Origin of the sequence: Kineosporia corallincola (genome assembly GCF_018499875.1) — a bacterium.
Classification (GTDB): domain Bacteria; phylum Actinomycetota; class Actinomycetes; order Actinomycetales; family Kineosporiaceae; genus Kineosporia; species Kineosporia corallincola.
Genome location: NZ_JAHBAY010000021.1, coordinates 60899 through 79539 on the forward strand (window position 1 = coordinate 60899; position 18641 = coordinate 79539).

Genomic DNA, 18641 nt, shown 5'->3' on the forward strand with positions numbered 1-18641 from the left:
CGGAGGCCACTACCGAGGACCGGTGACCGGCTCCTCGCCGACCCCTCCTGTGGTTCGTACTCACTGAAGTGTTGCCGGTGTTGCTGTGTTACCGGTGGTGCCGATTGTGCTACGGCCCACCGACAACCCGATGATCGGGCATCGATGGGCCGATGGCACGACCTGACACACCGAAGAGGCCGTGCCCGGATGTCCGGTCACGGCCTCAGGGAGTCAGCGGCGCAGGCCGAGACGCTCGATCAGCGCCCGGTAGCGGGTGATGTCCTTCTTCTGGACGTACTTCAGAAGACGACGACGCTGGCCGACCAGCAGCAGCAGGCCACGCCGGCTGTGGTGGTCGTGCTTGTGCTCCTTGAGGTGCTCGGTGAGGTCCTTGATGCGCTGCGTCAGCATCGCGATCTGGACCTCGGGGGAACCGGTGTCACCCTCGACCGTCGCGTACTCCGCGATGATCTTCTTCTTCGTTTCGGCGTCGAGCGGCACTCGATCTCCTCGTGAATTCGCTGCGCGGCGCCCCGGGGCACATCCACCCGGGCACTCTGGTTCCGCGGCCGATCTAACGGCACCCGCTACGTTAACAGCGCGGCGCCCCGTCAACCCAATTGAGGGACGACGGCACGCTCCGTACTGATCACCGGTCAGGCCGGGGTGTTCACCCCGAGCACCTCCCGGCACCGGGCGACGTCGTCGTTCATCTGCTTGATCAGTGCCTCGATCCCGTCGAAACGCAGGGTGGGCCGCAACCGCTCGACGAACTCCACGGCGATCCGCTCGCCGTACAGGTCCAGGTCGTCGCGGCCGAGCACGTAGGCCTCGACCCGGCGCTGCTCGCCGTCGAAGGTCGGGTTGGTCCCCACCGAGATCGCGGCGGGCAGCCGCTCGCCGGTGTCGTGCTTCGAGCAGGCCCCCGGCTCACCCGTCTCGCCCGGCCGGACCAGCCAGCCCGCGTAGACGCCGTCGGTGGGCACCGCGCCGATCGCGTCGGTGGTCAGATTGGCTGTGGGAAAGCCCAGTTCACGGCCGCGATGGTCGCCGTGCACGACCACCCCGGTGACCCGGTGCGGGCGGCCCAGCACGTCGGCCGCGGCGGCCACGTCACCGGCCACGATCTGTTCCCGCACCAGGGTGGACGACCAGCGCCGGGCCCCCTCGCCGGTGTCCGGGCCCTTCAGGTCGGCCACCTCGTCGACGGTGAAGTGCAGGTCGGCGCCGAGCTCGCGGAGGGTGTCGATGTCGCCGGCGTTGCGGCGGCCGAAACGGGTGTCCGACCCGACCACCACCTCACGGGCGTGGAGGGCGTCCACCATCACCTCCTGCACGAACCGGCGCGGGCTCCACTCCGCCAGCTCGGCGGTGAACGGCAGCATCAGCACCGCGTCCAGCCCGGTGTCGGCCAGCAGCTCCAGCCGGTGCGCGGGGGTGGACAACGGCTGCGGAGCGCGATCGGGATGCAGCACCGCCAGCGGGTGCGGCGCGAAGGTGATGGCCACCGCCTTCAGGTTCTGACGTCGCGCGGCCTCGACCGTCCGGCTCAGAACGGCGAGATGCCCCCGGTGCACACCATCGAAATTGCCGACGGTCACCGCGGAGGGCCCGAACCCGGAAGGAACCTCACCGAGGTCCCGCCACACGTGCACCTGGCTCTGTTTCACGGGACAACTCTGCCAGGTAGGTACTTCAGTTCCACGTTCGGTGCTCCGATGTGGTGAAATCAGGCCGCTGTCGTGAGAGCAAGGTAACAAGGGCCTTACGCTCAGCGATCATTCAGCGACGAGCAGTTAAACCAAGTCCAGCGAGGACATCATGGACAGTCAGCGTGTTGCCGGTCGGGCCCCGATGCCCGCACAGCGAATCATCGACATCCACAGCAGCGGTGGCGGCTTCTGCGTCATCTGCGGAACGGTCTGGCCGTGCGCCCAGGCCGGTAAGCAGACGACGGACGAGAAGGTACTGGTCACCAGTTCTCGCTGAGTCGTCCCGTGCCGGGTGACCGGTGCCGGGCGAGCCCGGCGCCGGTCATCCGGTGAGGACGACGAGAGGCCGCGCGGTCAGCCCGGCGTCGGCGATCAGCGCCACCAGGTTCCCGTCCGGGGCGAACGCCGCCACCGGGCCGGGCCCCAGCTCGCTCGCCTCCAGCCGTTGCCCGTGGGCCAGGCGACGCGCCTCGTCCTCGGTCAGGTCCCGGCCGGTGAACGCGGCCCGGGCGGCGTCGGCGATCGGCAGGATGCCGAACGACTCCTCCAGCTCCGGCAGCGTGCGTGCACCGTCGAGGCGGTAGGGACCGACCCGGGTGCGCCGCAGCGCGGTCAGGTGCCCGGCACTTCCCAGGCTCTGACCGAGATCCCGCGCCAGGGCCCGGATGTAGGTGCCGGACGAGCAGACCACGTCCACGTCCACGTCGAGCACCGGCGTGCCCTCGTGCTCGGCCGGTCGCACCGCGAGCACGTCGAGGGCCACGGTCACCGGACGGGCCTCGAGCTTCACGTCCTCGCCCTCACGCACCCGGGCGTAGGCGCGCTTGCCGTCCTTCTTGATCGCGCTGACCGAACTGGGCACCTGCTGGATGTTGCCGCGCAGGAACTCCGCGGCGGCGTCCACGGCCTCCCGGGTCAGCGGCTCCTGGCCGGGGGCCGAGGAGACCTCGCCCTCGGCGTCGTCGGTGACGGTGCCGACGCCCAGGCGCATCGTGGCCGAGTAGGCCTTGTCCGCGCCGATCAGGTAGGTCAGCAGCCGGGTCGCCCGCTCCACCCCGATCACCAGCACACCGGTGGCCATCGGGTCGAGGGTGCCGGCGTGGCCGACCCGTCGGGTACCGGCCAGCCGGCGGATCCGGGAGACCACGTCGTGCGAGGTCATCCCGGCCGGTTTGTCCACGATCACCAGGCCGCTGGGACCCGGCTCACGGGACTTCACTCGTCGTCGTCCTCGTCGTCGTCCTGCGCCACCACGGGCTTCTTGTACGGGTCGGCGTCACCGGCGTACGTGGCGCCGCTGGCCAGGGCCGCCACCTCGGCGTCCCGCGCGTGCGCCTTGCTCAGCAGCTCGTTCATCTGCGCCGCCGACTCCGGCAGCGCGTCGGCGATGAACTCCAGGGTCGGCGTGAGCCGGATCCCGGTGCGCTTGCCCACCTCTGACCGCAGCACGCCCTTGGCGCTCTCCAGCGCGGCGGCGGTGGAGGCACGCTCCTCGTCGTCGCCGAACACGGTGTAGAAGACCGTGGCGTGCTGGAGGTCACCCGTGACCCGGGCGTCCGTGACGGTGATGAAGCCCAGCCGCGGATCCTTGATCCGCTTCTCCAGGGCCTCGGCCACCACCTCGCGCACCCGGTCGGCCAGCTTGCGAGCCCGTGCAGTGTCGGTCATCGTTCAGTCCCGCTCATCAGTCGTCGTCGGTGTCGCTCCACACCCGCAGACGGGCGGAGAGCACTTGTAGTTCGGGCCGGCCCGCCACCAGGCGCTCGCAGGACTCGAGCACCTCACGGCACTGGCCGGCCTCGGAAGAGACCAGGGCGACGCCGATCTCGGCACGCCGGTGCAGGTTGGCCTCGCCGGTCTCGGCGGCGTGCACCTCGAACTTGCGGCGTAGTTCGGCCACGACCGGCTTGATCACCGACCGCTTCTCCTTGAGCGAGTGCACGTCGCCCAGCAGCAGGTCCAGGGTCAGCGAACCGACGTACACGGCACCTCCACGTCATCGCCCTCGGCGCAGGCCGGACGGCGGGCCCCGAAGGACCCGCCGTCCGTGTTCAGCGTGCTCAGACGCGCGCCTTCTCCCGCATCTCGAAGGTCTGAATGATGTCCTCGTTCCGGATGTCGTTGAACGACCCCAGCCCGATACCACACTCGTAACCCTCGCGGACCTCGGTCGCGTCGTCCTTGAACCTCTTGAGCGACTCGATCGTGAGGTTGTCGCCGATGACCACGCCGTTGCGCAGCACGCGGGCCTTGCTGTTGCGCCGGATCTCGCCGGTGCGGACGATGCAACCCGCGATGTTGCCGAAGCGGCTGGAGCGGAAGATCTCGCGGATCTCCGCGGTGCCCAGCTCGGCCTCTTCATACTCCGGCTTGAGCAGACCCTTGAGGGACGCCTCGATCTCCTCGATCGCCTGGTAGATGACCGAGTAGTACCGGATGTCGACGCCCTCACGGTCGGCGTACTCCGCGTTCTGACCCTCGGACTTCACGTTGAAGCCGACGATGATCGCGTTGGACGCCACGGCGAGGTTGATGTTGTTCTTCGTGATCGCACCGACGCCGCGGTCGATGATCCGCAGCTCGACCTCTTCGCCGACGTCGATCTGGAGCAGCGCGTCTTCCAGGGCCTCGACCGAACCCGCGCCGTCACCCTTGAGGATGAGGTTGAGGGTCTCGACCTTGCCCTGCTCGAGGGCCTTGGTGAAGTCCTCGAGGCTGATCCGCTTGCGGGACTTGGCCAGGGCCGCGTTCCGCTCGATCGCCTCACGCTTCTCGGCGATCTGACGGGCGGTGCGGTCGTCGGGGGCCACCAGGAAGGTGTCACCGGCGCCGGGCACGCTGGTCAGACCGAGCACCATGACCGGACGGGACGGCGTGGCCACCTCGACCGACTCACCGTGCTCGTCGATCATGGCGCGGACGCGGCCGTGACCGGTGCCGGCCACGATCGAGTCACCGACGTGCAGCGAACCGGACTGGACCAGCACGGTCGCCACCGGGCCGCGGCCACGGTCGAGGTTTCCTTCGATCGCGACACCACGCGCATCCTTCTGCGGGTTGGCCCGCAGGTCGAGCGAGGCGTCGGCGGTCAGCAGGACGGCCTCGAGCAGACCGTCGATGTTCAGCCGCTGCTTCGCGGAGACCTCGACGAACATCGTGTCACCGCCGTACTCCTCGGCGACCAGGTTGTACTCGGTCAGCTGCTGCCGGATCTTGTCCGGGTTCGCGCCTTCCTTGTCGACCTTGTTGATGGCCACCACGATCGGCACGTCGGCCGCCTGAGCGTGGTTGAGCGCCTCGATCGTCTGCGGCATCACGCCGTCGTCGGCCGCGACCACCAGCACCGCGATGTCGGTGACCTTCGCACCACGGGCACGCATGGCGGTGAACGCCTCGTGACCCGGGGTGTCGATGAAGGTGATCGCGCGGTCCTGGCCCTCGTGCGTGGTGTGGATCTGGTACGCACCGATGTGCTGGGTGATGCCGCCGGCCTCGCCCGCCACCACGTCGGTCTGACGGATGGCGTCGAGCAGCTTCGTCTTACCGTGGTCGACGTGACCCATGACGGTCACGACCGGCGGACGCGCCTCGAGGAACTCCTCGTCGGCCTCCGCCTCGCCCTCGATGTCGATCGAGAACTGGCCGAGCAGCTCGCGGTCCTCGTCCTCCGGGGAGACGACCTGGATCTTGTAACCCAGCTCCTCACCGAGGATGTCGAACGTCTCCTCGTTCAGCGACTGCGTCGCCGTGGCCATCTCACCGAGGTGGAACAGCACGGTGACCAGGCTGGCCGGGTTCGCGTTGATCTTGTCCGCGAAGTCGGTCAGTGAGGAGCCGCGGCGCAGGCGGATGATCGTGTTGCCGTCGCCGCGGGGAACAGTGACGCCACCGGGAGCCGGTGCCGCCATGCTCTCGAACTCTTGACGCCTCTGACGCTTCGACTTACGGCCCCGGACCGGACGGCCACCGGCGCGACCGAACGCACCCTGCGTGCCACCACGGCCACCACGACCGCCACCACCGGGACGGCCGCCGAAGCCACCGCCACCACCGGGGCCACCGGGACCGCCACCAGGACGGCCGCCGAAGCCACCACGGCCACCGCCGCCACCACCGGGGCCACCACGACCGGGACCACCGGGACGGCCACCGCCGCCACCGGCACCCGGACGGCCGACGTTGGTACGGCCGGGCATCATGCCCGGGTTCGGGCGGTTGGGCATGTTGCCCGGGCTGGGACGCGGACCACCGGGACGGGGTGCCGGACGGTCACCGGCGTCACCGCGGGCCGCGGGAGCACCCTCGGGACGCGGGCCCCGCTGCGGGCGCGGCATGCCCTGGGCCGAGGCGAACGGGTTGTTGCCGGGACGCGGCGAACCGCCACCCTCGCCACCACGCCCGCCACCGGGACGGGGCATGCCCTGGGAAGGAGCGAACGGGTTGTTGCCCGGACGCGGGGAACCACCACCGGGACCCGGACGGGGACCCGGACGGGCGTCGCCACCCGGACGGGGGCCGCGCTCGGGACGGTCGCCACGGCCACCGTGCTCGCCACGCTGACCCTGCGGACGGCCACCCGGACCCGGGCGGGCGTCGCCACCGGGGCGGGGGCCACGCTCGGGACGGTCGCCGCCCGGACGCGGGCCACGCTCGGTGCGCTCCGGCGCGGGGGCGCCGGCAGCGGCTGCCGGGCGCTCGGCCGGACCGGGACGACCCGGGGTCGGGCGCGGGCCCGGAGTGGGCCGCGGGCCGGGGGTCGGCCGGTTCTCCGCACGCGGAGCCGGGGCCGGGGCGGTGAACGGTGCCTCGGTGGCCGGGGAACTCGCCGCCGGGGCGACGGGCGCTGCCGGAGCTGCCGGGGCGGGAGCCGCGGGGGCCTGGGCGGCCGGAGCCGGCGTGGGGGCGGGAGCAGCCGGGGCGGCCGGTGTGGGAGCCGGACGCGACGGGGCCGGCGCGGGCTTGGCCGGGGCGGCCGGGGTGGGCCGCGGAGCCGGCTTGGGCTTGCGGCCACCGGCGCCTTCCGCGGCGGGCATCTGCTCACGCAGACGACGCACGACGGGGGGCTCGACGGTGGACGAAGCGGAGCGAACGAACTCGCCCATGTCTTGCAACTTGCTCAGTACGGTCTTGCTGTCGACTCCGAGCTCCTTGGCGAGCTCGTAGACCCGGACCTTTGCCACATCTCTCCTGTCTCGGCCCGAGCCAGGAGGAGGCAACGGACCGTCGTTACGGTGAAGGGGTGCTCATCGGAGCGCGCTCATCGGGTGCTCACAGCGCCGAACCCGCCTTGTGGATGCTGCTCATAGCGTTGGACCCGCTTCCAGTGGAGGACACTTCTGATACCTGTGCTGTCAGGAACTCCCTGACCTGGGCCGCGTCGAGCGGCCCCCCACGGCGCAGGGCCCGGGGGAACGCCCTGCGGCGTTCAGCGAGTTCAAGACAGCTCAGCACGGGGTGCAACGAGGCACCCCTGCCAGACAGCTTATGGCCCGGGTCGGGGACGACGCACCACTTGGCGCCGACCTCCGCTGCGACCACTCGCAACAGGTCGGACCGATTGTCCCGTCCACGACACCCCACGCACGTGCGAATCGGCCCCTGACGGGGTGGATTCGACGGCTCGGGATTCGTGGCCGTGTCACCGGCCTTCGAAATCATAGCCCCGGATCCGGCGCGTTTGTTCCCAGGGTCGGCCAAGGCGTGCTCAGACACTCCCCGGACCGGACTGCGTGGCGGGCGCGTCGGGGCCGCTGGAGTCGGTGTCGGAACGGATGTCGATACGCCATCCGGTGAGCTTGGCGGCAAGGCGCGCGTTCTGCCCCTCCTTGCCGATCGCCAGGGACAGCTGGTAGTCCGGCACGATCACCCGGGCGGAGCGCGCGTCCAGGTCCAGGACCTGCACCGATGACACCCGGGCAGGCGACAGGGCGCTGGCCACGAACGTCTGCGGATCGTCGTCGTAGTCGACGATGTCGATCTTCTCGCCGCGCAGCTCGGTCATCACCGCGCGCACCCGCTGGCCCATCGGCCCGATGCACGCGCCCTTGGCGTTCACCCCGGCCACGGTGGCCCGCACCGCGACCTTGGAACGGTGACCGGCCTCACGTGCCAGGGCCGCGATCTCGACGGTTCCGTCGGCGACCTCGGGCACCTCCAGCGCGAAGAGCTTGCGCACCAGATTGGGGTGCGTGCGCGACAGGGTGATGGACGGGCCCTTGAGGCCCTTGCGCACACCCACCACGTAGCAGCGCAGCCGGGTGCCGTGCGGGTAGCTCTCCCCCGGCACCTGCTCGGCCGGCGGCAGCACGGCCTCGATCGTGCCCAGGTCGACGTGCACCATGCGCGGGTCGGAGCTCTGCTGCACGATGCCGGAGATGATGTCGCCCTCGCGGCCGCGGAACTCGCCGAGCACCTGCTCGTCCTCGGCGTCCCGCAGACGCTGGAGGATGGTCTGCCGGGCGGTGGTCGCGGCGATCCGGCCGAAACCCTCGGGCGTGTCGTCCCACTCGCGCCGGATCGCGCCGGTCTCGTCCAGCTCGCGGGCCCACACGGTGACGTGCCCGTTCCTGCGGTCGAGTTCCACCCGGGCGTGCTGCTGCGCGCCCTCGGTGCGGTTGTAGGCCTGGAGCAGAGCCGTCTCGATGGTCTGCACCAGGGTGTTGAGCGGGATTTCCTTCTCGCGCTCGATCGCGCGCAGGGCCGCCAGGTCGATGTCCATCCGTCAGCCCCTAGTTCTCGTCTTCGTCATCGTCGTCCGCCTCGAGCTCGTCGAGGTCGGCGAAGTCGTCGGGGTGCCCGAACTCCAGTTCGATCCGGCCGCCGGTGATCTGCTCCCACGGCACGGTGCGCTCGCCGTCCAGCTCGATGCCGGCGTCGGTGACGTCGGTCAGGCGGCCGGTCTGCTCGCTCGCCCCGGCGGGGGCCAGGGTGCGCACCAGCCGGCGCCGGGCGCGCATCCAGTGCCGGCGCTCGGTCAGCGGGCGGGTGGCCCCGGGGGAACTGATCTCCAGCACGTAGGGCGTACCACCCATCACGTTGCTGGAGTCCAGTGCCTCGGAGATCGCCTGCGAGGCGACGGCGACGGATTCCATCGGGACGCCGCCGAGTTCGGTCTCCGGAAGATCCACGGTCACGCGCAGCACGCGGCGCTTGCCTGCGGGGGTGATGGTGACGTTCTCGACCACCAGCCCGGCTTCGGCTGCCAGCGGTTCCGCCAGGGCACGTACGCCGTCGGCGGCCTGATGCTGGGAGGACGCACTCATGCCGACCTCCTCGATATTGGGTTGGAAACACCTTGACAGGCGCGCCGGTGGCGGCGCGCCGACGGACAACCATACCGGCACCTGAGGCCTCTTCCGGACGCGATGCCGGATGTCAAGGCTTGCCCGGTTTCAGGGCCTGCGCACAGCTGTGGGGCGCGTGTTCACCGTCTGGCTCGTGCAATGATCGGCGCGTGCTGAGGCCCGACACACAGATGTTCCGTGCAGACCCCGGACGGCGGGCCTTTCTCGCCCTCGGCACCCTGGCCTTCGCCGGCGCCGGATTAGCCACTCTGACAGGCTGTTCCACGTTCGGCGGCACCGCCAGCGCAGCCGAGGGCAGCAGCACCGACACGGCCCGGGAGGAGGCCGCGGTCACCGCCGCGGTCGCCCTGGTCCAGAGCCTGCACACCGGCGCCTCCACGCTGGCCTCGGGCGTCCTGCCCAGCGGGGCCACCCTGCGGATCCCGGGTGCCACGGCAAGGCTGCTCACCACGTTCACCACGATCCACGCGGCCCAGCTGGAGTCGCTGGGCTCGCCGGTCGCCGACCCGTCCGCGAGCGCGTCGGCCGGGGCGAGCGCGTCCGCGGGGACGACGGACGGCACGGGCACGAGCGGCACGGGCACGAGCGGCACGGGCACGAGCGGCACGGGCACGAGCGGCACGGCCGGTTCGAGCGGTTCGGCGGGGACGGGTGACGCCGCTGAGATCAAGTCGCTCGCCGGGCTGGTCACGGCGGAATGGGTGACGGCGCGCAGGCTGCTGCGTGATGCGGCCGGGCTGAGTCCCGAGTTCGCTCTTCTGCTGTACCGGATCGCGGCCTCCTGCGCGGCAAATGCGGACCTGCTCCGCTCCGCCGTGGGCGGTAAGGCCCTGGGCACCCTGAAGCCCGCCGCCGCCGAGACGACCGGCACGACCAGCACCGACACGGCCACCGGAGCCGGGACCGGCGCGGACACCGGCACGGACGCAGGGACGAGCACAGGCAACGGGACCAGCACGGGTAGCACCGCGACCGGCACAGACGCCGGCCCGGACACCAGCACCGACACCAGCACCGGGACGGGCACGGACTCCAGCAGCACCCCCACACCGACCACCACCCTGGCCAGTGCCGAGATCAGCGCGCTCAACCGTCTGCTGGCCGGTGAGCACGCCGCGTTCTACGCCTATCCGCTGGTGGTCGCACACATCGACAAGGCCCGCCAGGAGGTCGCGAGCACACTCTGGGAGGCCCACCGCCAGGAGCGCGACCAGCTCGAGCGCCTGCTGCTGGCGGCCGGCGAGAACCCGGTCGAGGCGGGTGCCGCCTACGAGGTGACCACCCCGGCGAGCGCGGCGAAGGCGGCATCGCTGGCGGCGAGGATCGAGCGGCGGCTGGCCGGGCTGGCCGTCGACGTGATCGCGGTGGCGGACGACGCCACGGCCGGATCCACCGCGGCCGATCTGCTGGTGGCCTGCACCCGCCGCCAGGCCGCCTGGACCAGCAAGCCGGTCGCCCAGCCCGGCACCTGACCGGGCCCTGCCCGACTCCGCCCTGCCTGAGACGCCCTGTCGGGAAGCGTCCTGCCCGGAACCGCCGGCCGGCCCGGCCCGCGCTGCTACCCGCCCGGGCTCAGCGAGGCCAGCACCGTGAGCAGCGCCCGCGCGTAGGCCGACTCGGCGTCGGAGTCGGCCTCCCGCACGGTCCGGGTGTTCTCGTCGTCCCCCAGTTGGAGGGTGACCGCGAACCCGCCGGTGACGCTCTCCAGCGCGACGAAACGATCACCCAGCAGCTCACGCAACTGGGTCTCGCGTGGCATCCAGAGCACCTGGCGCTGCTCCAGCGAGTCGAGCGCCCACTCGGTGGTGCCGTTGAAACCGATCACCTGGCCGCCCGGGGTGTCGTGGATCTCGACGACCATGTGGCTGACCACGAAGACCTCGTCGTCCATGCCCCGGTCGGGCAGTACGAACCGGTCCCCGGGCAGGGGGTTCCAGGCCAGACCGGCCTCGCGCAGTCGCCGGGCCAGACCGAGATCGAGCATGGAACCCCACCTACCTCGTCAGCTACGCACCGATCGCTGCCACCACGTGCTTCACAGCCTCGCCCACCGGAAGGGTCTCGGTCGAGCCGCTCCGGCGATCGGTGAACTCGATCACGCCGTCGGCCAGCTTCTGGCCCACCACGAGGATCGAGGGGACGCCGATCAGGTCGGCGTCCTTGAACTTGATCCCGGGTGACACCTTGCCGCGGTCGTCGAACAGCACCCGCACACCGGCCGCCTCCAGCTCGAGCGCCAGCTTCTCGGCCGCCTCGAACACCGCGGCGTCTTTGGTGGCCTTGCCCTGCGCCACCAGATGCACGTCGGCCGGGGCCACCTCACGGGGCCAGCACAGGCCCTTCTCGTCCCACGACGCCTCGGCGATCGCGGCCAGCGCCCGGCTGACGCCGATGCCGTAGGAGCCCATGGTGACCGTGACCAGCTTGCCGTTCTGGTCGAGCACCTTCAGCCCGAGCGCCTCGGCGTACTTGCGGCCCAGCTGGAAGATGTGGCCGATCTCCAGACCCCTTGCCAGCGTGAGCTTTCCGTCGCCGCCCTCGCTCGCGCAGACCGGGCAGTCGTCGCCCTCGACCACGTTGGCGGCCTCGATCGTGCCGTCGGCGGTGAAGTCGCGCCCGGCCACCAGGTCGAACACGTGCTTGCCGGGCTGGTTGGCACCGGTGATCCAGGCCGTGCCCTCGGCCACGCGGGGGTCGAGCAGGTAGCGGATGCCGGTCTCCGACCCGTCACCCAGCACCTGCGGGCCGATGTAGCCCTTGACCAGACCGGGGTGCTTGGCGAAGTCGGCCGCCTCGAAGGGCTCGATCTCGGCCGGGGCCACGGACGCCTCGAGCCGCTTGGTGTCCACCTCGCGGTCACCGGGCACGCCGATGATCAGCGGCTCGCGCTCGCCGGTGGGGTGCACCAGGGTCACGACGACGTTCTTCAGGGTGTCGGCCGCGGTGAACGAGCGGCCGGGGAACATCGCGTTGGCCGCGGCCACGAGGGACTCGATGGTCGGGGTGTCGGGGGTGTCCTCGATGTGCGCCTCGGGCAGCCCTTCGAGCGGAATGCTGGACGGCACGGGCGTGACGACGGCCTCGGCGTTGGCCGAGTAGTGCCCGGTGGTGCAGCGGACGAAGGTGTCCTCACCGATCTCGGTGGGGTGCAGGAACTCCTCGCTGCGGCTGCCGCCCATCGCGCCGGAGGTGGCCGACACGATCTCGAAGTCCAGGCCGAGGCGGCTGAACGTCTTGATGTAGGCCTCGCGGTGCTTCTGGTACGAGGCGTCCAGCCCGGCGTCGTCGACGTCGAACGAGTAGCTGTCTTTCATCACGAACTCGCGGCCGCGCAGCAGGCCCGCGCGGGGACGCGCCTCGTCGCGGTACTTGGTCTGGATCTGGTACAGCGCGACCGGCAGGTCTTTGTACGACGAGTACAGGTCTTTCACCAGGAGCGTGAACATCTCCTCGTGGGTCGGCCCGAGCAGCATGTCGTTGCCCCGGCGGTCCTTCAGCCGGAACAGGTTGTCGCCGTACTCGGTCCAGCGGTTCGTGGCCTCGTAGGGCTCACGGGGCAGCAGGGCCGGGAAGTGCACCTCCTGGAACCCGGCGGCGTCCATCTCCTCCCGGACGATGCGCTCGACGTTCTGGTAGACGCGGTAGCCCAGGGGCAGCCAGGAGTAGATACCGGGGGCCGCACGGCGCACGTAGCCGGCGCGGACCAGCAACCGGTGGCCCGGCACCTCGGCGTCCGCCGGGTCCTCGCGAAGGGTTCGCAGGAACAGCGACGACATCCGAAGCAACACGTTGACTCATCCTCCTGATGTGGATCAAGCTCGACACTCGAGCGTAGTCCTTCACCCGTGATGATCTGGCCACCGGCCACGGGACGACCAGTGCTTTTCGTCGTCCTCAGGGGTGATCGGCGGGCTCGGACGACGCCGCGAGCGAGCCCAGCAGCGCCAGCGACCGGGCCGTCTCCGAGCCGCGCTCGGCGTGGTACACCGCCAGCATCTGGCCGTCGCCCTCGGCCAGCGACAGCTTCTCGCGACGCAGCTCCAGATCGCCGACCAGCGGGTGGCGCAACCGCAGCGTTCCCCCGGCGAGCGGGTGCACGTCGTGGCGGGCCCACAACCGGCGGAACTGCTCGCTGCCGGCCGAGAGCTCGCCGACCAGCTCGACCAGCCGGGGATCGTCCGGATCGTCACCGGCGCAGACCCGCAGCGCCGTGACCAGGCCCTCGAAAACCCTCGACCCGTCGAGGTACATCTCCTGCTCGTCCGGGTCGAGGAACACCGAGCGCAGCCGGTTGCGCCCCGGCCGCAACCCGGGCAGCAGGGCTCCGGCGAGCGGGTTGGCGGCCAGCACGTCGAAGGTGCGGCCCTCCACGAAGGCGGGCAGGTCGAGGGCGTCGAGCAGCTGGAGGACGCCGGACGGCACCACCTCGCGCCGGGGCCGGTGCGCCGCCCGCGAGGGCCGGGCGCCGATCAGGCCGAACAGGTAGGCCGTGCCCGCGGCGTCGAGCCCGAACACCCCGGCCAGGGCCTGGAGCACCTGCGCCGAGGGGTTGCGGTCGCGGCCCTGTTCCAGGCGCAGGTAGTAGTCGGCGCTGATGCCGGCCAGCGTGGCGACCTCCTCACGACGCAGCCCGGGTGTGCGGCGCACGCCGTTCACCCGGATGCCGGCGTCTTGCGGACGCACCTGCTCGCGCCGGGCGCGCAGGTACTCACCGAGGGGACCGGGGGACGACGAGGGCACGCGTCCATCGTAGGAGCGCGTGCCCTGGTCAGCCTGGTCCCGCGGGGACCAGGGAGAACTAGTTGAGGCGGATCGGGTTGACCACGTCGACCGACACGGTCAGCAGGGTGAACGCGCCGAAGATGACGATGATCGCCAGGGTCAGCGGGATCAGCTTCTCCCGGTCGACCGGGCCCGGGTCGGGCTTGCTGCGGCGCAGGTAGAACTTGCGGCGGGCCGACTCGTACCAGGCCACCGCGATGTGACCGCCGTCGAGCGGGGGCAGCGGCAGCAGGTTGAACAGGCCGAGGAAGACGTTCAGGCCGGCCAGGATGGACAGGAAGGTTGCGCCGCCCTGGATGCCGCTGGTCTGCACGATCTCGCCGCCCAGGCGGCTGGCGCCGACCACGCTGACCGGGTCGTCGGGCGAGCGCTCCGCACCGAGCAGGGCGTGCCACAGCGAGCTGATCTTGCTCGGCAGCTTGGCGATGGCCTGGTAGCCGCTGACGATCGTGTCGCCGGTGGTGCGGAACGAGTCGCCCACGCTCTGCACGAAACCGTGCCGGTCGTTGTAGGTCTCGGTCTGGTTCTGGATGCCGATGGTGGGCGTGTCGACCAGCGTGGAGGCGTCTTCCGCGCCGAGCGGCGGGCGCTGGGTGTCGACCAGGGTGACCTGCGTGGTGTGCTCCTGGCCGTCACGCACGTAGGTGAGCGGCACGGCCTCGCCGGTCGGCTGCTCGCGCACGGCCTTCTGGAAGGCGGCGTACGAGGAGATGACGGTGCCGCCGATCGCGGTGATCCGGTCGCCCTGCTCCAGCCCGGCCGCGGCCGCCGGCGACTGCGGATCGCCGTCGGCACAGGCGCGCAGCGCACCGTCGGCGGTGACGTCGTAGTCCTGGATGACGCAGGTGGAGACCGCGCCGACCACGGCCGGGGTCTCGTCGAGCGCCTTCGCGGTGGGCACGCCGAACAGCCAGAACGCCGGGATCAGCAGCAGGATGCAGATGACGACGTGGGTGATCGACCCGGCCGCCAGCACGATCGTGCGCTGCCACAGCGGCTTCTGCCAGAACGCCCGGCCCTGCTGCTCGGTCTCCTCCGCCTCGGGCTCCTCCACCCCCGGCGCCATACCGACGATGTTGACGAACCCGCCCAGCGGAACCGCCTTGATGCCGTACTCGGTCTCACCGCGGCGGAACGACCAGACGGTCGGCCCGAACCCGGCGAAGTAGCGGGTGACCCGCATGCCGAACAGCTTGGCCGACAGCATGTGCCCGGCCTCGTGCAGGCAGACGCTGATGAGGAGGCCGAGGGCGAACAGGACCACCCCGATCGTGTAGCTCATCCCCGAAGGTTCTCCCTGTTCGCCGCCTGGTGGCGTGTCTTCACCGATCGTTCCCCCACACCGGGGAACGCCACTTTTATACCTGCCCGGTCTGTCGATCGGTGGCACGAGACATTCCGGGTGCCGCTCCATCGGCGGAGATGAACATCCGGTGGAGGCTGCGCGCGGGTGACGGGCGGTGAGAAGAACCACCCCCGACACGCGGCATAATTGGCGCGCCGGTCCGTTCTCTCTGGACTGAGGACAGGTCCAGACGGGCTGGGCGCACGGGGATCATCTAGGAGGCACGGTTCAGGTCATGAGCGTCAGTCTGGGAATTCCGACCGCACCGCCGCCGGTACTCAACCCCCGCCGCAAGTCCCGCAAGATCCAGGTCGGCAAGGTCGCGGTCGGTGGTGACGCGCCGGTCTCGGTGCAGTCCATGACCACCACGCTGACCTCCGACGTCAACGCCACCCTCCAGCAGATCGCCGAGCTCACCGCAGCCGGCTGCGACATCGTCCGGGTGGCCTGCCCGAGCCAGGACGACGCCGAGGCGCTGCCGGCGATCGCGCGCAAGTCCGGCATCCCGGTGATCGCCGACATCCACTTCCAGCCCAAGTACGTGTTCGCCGCGATCGACGCCGGCTGCGCCGCGGTCCGGGTGAACCCGGGCAACATCCGCCAGTTCGACGACAAGGTGGGCGAGATCGCCCGCGCCGCCAAGGCCGCCGGCACCTCGATCCGGATCGGCGTGAACGCCGGATCGCTCGACAAGCGCCTGCTGGAGAAGTACGGCAAGGCCACCCCCGAGGCCCTGGTGGAGTCGGCGGTGTGGGAGGCCTCGCTGTTCGAGGAGCACGACTTCCACGACTTCAAGATCTCGGTCAAGCACAACGACCCGGTGGTCATGGTGCGCGCCTACGAGCTGCTCGCGCAGCGCGGTGACTGGCCGCTGCACCTCGGCGTGACCGAGGCGGGCCCGGCGTTCCAGGGCACGATCAAGTCCGCTGTCGCCTTCGGCCACCTGCTCGGCCAGGGCATCGGCGACACCATCCGGGTGTCGCTGTCGGCCCCTCCGGTCGAGGAGGTCAAGGTCGGCATCCAGATCCTCCAGTCGCTGAACCTGCGCCCGCGCAAGCTGGAGATCGTCTCCTGCCCGTCCTGCGGCCGCGCCCAGGTCGACGTGTACACGCTGGCCGAGCAGGTCACCGCCGGCCTGGAGGGCATGGAGGTGCCGCTGCGCGTGGCGGTGATGGGCTGCGTGGTGAACGGTCCCGGCGAGGCGCGTGAGGCCGATCTGGGAGTAGCCTCCGGCAACGGCAAGGGACAGATCTTCGTCAAGGGTGAAGTGGTGAAGACCGTTCCCGAGTCGAAGATCGTCGAGACGCTGATCGAGGAAGCGATGCGGATCGCCGAGGAGATGGGCGATGATGCGCCCGAGGGCAGTCCTCAGGTGACGGTGAGCTAGCTCGTTAGAGACAGGGTGGTTTGCACGTGCTGCGCTCGGCGCTGAAGGTTCTGGCCAGGGACGACGTCGAAGAGGCTCTGGCCCTGTGCGATCAGGACCCGGTGGCCAACCTGTTCGTCGCCGCCCGGCTGCGGGCGCTGAAGGGCGACCCGCGCCGGCACGGCGGCGAGATCTGGGGCTGGTACGAGGGCGGCGCCATGCGCGCCGCCTGCTGGTCGGGCGCCAACCTGGTGCCGGTGAACGCGAACGAGCAGGCGGTGGAGGCGTTCGCCTACCGGGCCCGGCGCAGCGGCCGGCAGTGCTCCAGCATCGTCGGCCCGGCGCACATGGTGCTCGGGCTGTGGCAGCACCTCCAGGCGTCCTGGGGCCCGGCCCGCGACATCCGCGCCAACCAGCCGCTGATGGCCATGTCCACGCCGCCCACCGTGGAGTCCGACCCGCTGGTGCGGCGCAGCCAGATGTCCGAGCTCGAGCTGCTGGTGCCCGCCTGCGTGGCCATGTTCACCGAGGAGGTCGGCTACTCCCCCGTGGCCGCGGACGGCGGCGCGGTCTACCGCGCGCAGGTCAGCGGCCTGGTGGCGTCCGGCCGCTCGTTCGTGCGCATGGACGAGACCGAGGCCGGGCCGGTCGTGGTGTTCAAGGCCGAGCTCGGCTCGGTGGTGCCGGAAGCCGTTCAGGTGCAAGGGGTCTGGGTCAACCCGCGCTACCGCGGGCAGGGCGTGGCCGCCCCGGCCATGGCCGCGCTGGTCGAGACCGTTCAGCGGGAGGTGGCGCCGGTGGTCTCGCTCTACGTCAACGGCTACAACACCCGCGCCATCCGCGCCTACGAGCGGGTGGGCTTCCAGACCGTCGGCACCTACGCCACCATCCTGTTCTGACCTTCGAGGACGCCCGGCAGTCCGTCGCTGCCGGGTCACCTCCCGCTCCGGTCGGGTCGGGTCGGGTCAGGCCAGCTTCGCCATCCGCTCACGCGCCCGCTCCCGGGCCCAGACGTCGGCCGCCAGCACCGCCTCCACGGTCAGCGTGCCCGAGCCGGAGTGGTCGGCCAGCACGTCACCCACCACGTCGAGGATCTGCGTGAAGCCGATCCGGCCGTCGTGGAATGCCCACACGCACTCCTCGTTGGCCGCGTTGTAGACGGCCGGGAACGTGCCCGCCCGCTCGCCGGCCGCCCGGGCCAGCGCGACCCCCGGGAACGCCTCGTCGTCGAGCGGGAAGAACTCCCAGGTGCTCGCCGTGGTCCAGTCCAGCCCGCCGATCGCCTCCGGCACCCGGTCCGGCCAGCCCAGGCCCAGGGCGATGGGCAGGCGCATGTCCGGCGGCGAGCACTGGGCCAGGGTGGAGCCGTCGGTGAACTCGACCATCGAGTGCACGATCGACTGCGGGTGCACCACCACGTCGATCCGGTCGAACGGGATGCCGAACAGCAAATGCGCCTCGATCACCTCCAGGCCCTTGTTCACCAGGGTGGCGGAGTTCGTGGTGACCATCAGGCCCATGTCCCAGGTGGGGTGCTTCAGCGCCTCGGCCGGCGTCACCTTCTCGAGCTGAGCCCGGGTGCGGCCCCGGAACGGCCCGCCGCTCGCGGTCACCACCAGGCGCTTCACCTCGTCGGGCGTACCTCCGCGTAGGGCCTGGGCCAGGGCCGAGTGCTCGGAGTCCACCGGCACGATCTGGCCCGGCGACGCGGCACCGGTGACCAGCTCGCCGCCGATGATCAGCGACTCCTTGTTGGCCAGCGCCAGGGTGTGCCCGGCGCCGAGCGCGGCCAGGGTGGGGGCCAGGCCGATCGCGCCGGTGATGCCGTTGAGCACCACGTCGCAGGGGCGGGCGGCGAGCTGCGCCGCGGCGTCGGGCCCGGCCAGCACCTCGATGCCGTGGTCCGGCCCGGCGTGGTGGTTCAGCAGATCGGTGAACGCGGCGAGCTTCTCGTCGTCCCCGATCGCCACCACCGGCACCCGCAACCCGGCCGCCTGGGTGGCCAGCAACTCGAGGTTGCCGCCACCGGCGGCCAGGCCGACCACCCGGAACCGCTCCGGGTTGCGCCGGACCACGTCGATGGCCTGGGTGCCGATGGAACCGGTGGAGCCGAGCAGGACGATGTCGCGACGTTCTGAAGCCATGCCGCG

18 protein-coding genes are annotated in these 18641 nt (G+C 71.0%); 4 read left to right on the top strand and 14 right to left on the bottom strand.

Annotated elements, in window-relative coordinates:
* Window positions 1-213 precede the first annotated feature (213 nt).
* Entirely contained in the window at window positions 214-483 is a 270-nt protein-coding gene (gene rpsO, locus KIH74_RS33490) for a 30S ribosomal protein S15 (protein ID WP_214160443.1), read from the bottom strand.
* A 155-nt stretch (window positions 484-638) separates the two neighbouring features.
* Window positions 639-1652: a bifunctional riboflavin kinase/FAD synthetase gene (locus KIH74_RS33495; RefSeq protein WP_308114067.1), complete on the bottom strand. Its 1014-nt coding sequence runs from the start codon at window positions 1650-1652 to the stop codon at window positions 639-641.
* A 184-nt stretch (window positions 1653-1836) separates the two neighbouring features.
* Here KIH74_RS33495 and KIH74_RS38170 point away from each other — a divergent pair, with 184 nt between their 5' ends.
* Complete coding sequence (locus KIH74_RS38170) at window positions 1837-1971, top strand: hypothetical protein (RefSeq protein ID WP_281431604.1); 135 nt, start codon at window positions 1837-1839, stop codon at window positions 1969-1971.
* Between the two features lie 45 nt (window positions 1972-2016).
* Here KIH74_RS38170 and truB read toward each other — a convergent pair whose 3' ends face one another.
* From truB to rimP, 7 genes are all read right to left on the bottom strand, one after another.
* Complete coding sequence (gene truB, locus KIH74_RS33500; protein ID WP_308114068.1) at window positions 2017-2913, bottom strand: tRNA pseudouridine(55) synthase TruB; 897 nt, start codon at window positions 2911-2913, stop codon at window positions 2017-2019.
* On the bottom strand, window positions 2910-3362 hold the full coding sequence (gene rbfA / locus KIH74_RS33505) for a 30S ribosome-binding factor RbfA (RefSeq protein ID WP_214160444.1): 453 nt from the start codon (window positions 3360-3362) through the stop codon (window positions 2910-2912). The genes truB and rbfA overlap by 4 nt, the downstream gene beginning before the upstream one ends.
* A gap of 16 nt (window positions 3363-3378) precedes the next feature.
* Window positions 3379-3678, bottom strand: coding sequence for a DUF503 domain-containing protein (locus KIH74_RS33510; RefSeq protein ID WP_214160445.1), 300 nt, complete (start codon window positions 3676-3678; stop codon window positions 3379-3381).
* 76 nt (window positions 3679-3754) lie between these two features.
* The gene (gene infB, locus KIH74_RS38175) at window positions 3755-6874 is read right to left on the bottom strand and encodes a translation initiation factor IF-2 (RefSeq protein WP_214160446.1); all 3120 of its coding nucleotides are present in this window, start codon (window positions 6872-6874) and stop codon (window positions 3755-3757) included.
* A gap of 88 nt (window positions 6875-6962) precedes the next feature.
* Complete coding sequence (locus KIH74_RS39405) at window positions 6963-7352, bottom strand: YlxR family protein (protein ID WP_214160447.1); 390 nt, start codon at window positions 7350-7352, stop codon at window positions 6963-6965.
* Window positions 7353-7398: 46 nt separating this feature from the next.
* On the bottom strand, window positions 7399-8412 hold the full coding sequence (gene nusA, locus KIH74_RS33525; RefSeq protein WP_214160448.1) for a transcription termination factor NusA: 1014 nt from the start codon (window positions 8410-8412) through the stop codon (window positions 7399-7401).
* 10 nt (window positions 8413-8422) lie between these two features.
* The gene (gene rimP, locus KIH74_RS33530; protein ID WP_214160449.1) at window positions 8423-8956 is read right to left on the bottom strand and encodes a ribosome maturation factor RimP; all 534 of its coding nucleotides are present in this window, start codon (window positions 8954-8956) and stop codon (window positions 8423-8425) included.
* Window positions 8957-9147: 191 nt separating this feature from the next.
* Here rimP and KIH74_RS33535 point away from each other — a divergent pair, with 191 nt between their 5' ends.
* A complete protein-coding gene (locus KIH74_RS33535; protein ID WP_214160450.1) occupies window positions 9148-10470 on the top strand; it encodes a DUF4439 domain-containing protein in 1323 nt (440 codons plus the stop codon).
* A gap of 86 nt (window positions 10471-10556) precedes the next feature.
* Here the strand turns inward: KIH74_RS33535 and KIH74_RS33540 are convergent, their stop codons facing one another.
* The 4 genes from KIH74_RS33540 to KIH74_RS33555 form a co-directional block, all read right to left on the bottom strand.
* Window positions 10557-10982 (bottom strand): pilus assembly protein CpaE, encoded by a 426-nt coding sequence (locus tag KIH74_RS33540; protein ID WP_214160451.1) that lies wholly within the window; start codon window positions 10980-10982, stop codon window positions 10557-10559.
* 22 nt (window positions 10983-11004) lie between these two features.
* Window positions 11005-12786, bottom strand: a complete 1782-nt coding sequence (locus tag KIH74_RS33545; RefSeq protein ID WP_214160452.1) for a proline--tRNA ligase — start codon at window positions 12784-12786, stop codon at window positions 11005-11007.
* A gap of 106 nt (window positions 12787-12892) precedes the next feature.
* Complete coding sequence (locus tag KIH74_RS33550) at window positions 12893-13738, bottom strand: helix-turn-helix domain-containing protein (RefSeq protein ID WP_214160453.1); 846 nt, start codon at window positions 13736-13738, stop codon at window positions 12893-12895.
* Between the two features lie 58 nt (window positions 13739-13796).
* On the bottom strand, window positions 13797-15062 hold the full coding sequence (locus KIH74_RS33555) for a M50 family metallopeptidase (protein ID WP_214160454.1): 1266 nt from the start codon (window positions 15060-15062) through the stop codon (window positions 13797-13799).
* Between the two features lie 298 nt (window positions 15063-15360).
* On the opposite strand from KIH74_RS33555, the gene ispG reads away from it, so the two are divergent.
* Window positions 15361-16512, top strand: coding sequence for a flavodoxin-dependent (E)-4-hydroxy-3-methylbut-2-enyl-diphosphate synthase (gene ispG, locus KIH74_RS33560; protein ID WP_214160455.1), 1152 nt, complete (start codon window positions 15361-15363; stop codon window positions 16510-16512).
* Between the two features lie 26 nt (window positions 16513-16538).
* Window positions 16539-17390, top strand: coding sequence for a GNAT family N-acetyltransferase (locus KIH74_RS33565; RefSeq protein ID WP_214160456.1), 852 nt, complete (start codon window positions 16539-16541; stop codon window positions 17388-17390).
* A 66-nt stretch (window positions 17391-17456) separates the two neighbouring features.
* Here KIH74_RS33565 and dxr read toward each other — a convergent pair whose 3' ends face one another.
* Complete coding sequence (gene dxr / locus KIH74_RS33570; RefSeq protein ID WP_246573685.1) at window positions 17457-18635, bottom strand: 1-deoxy-D-xylulose-5-phosphate reductoisomerase; 1179 nt, start codon at window positions 18633-18635, stop codon at window positions 17457-17459.
* Window positions 18636-18641: the final 6 nt, after the last annotated feature.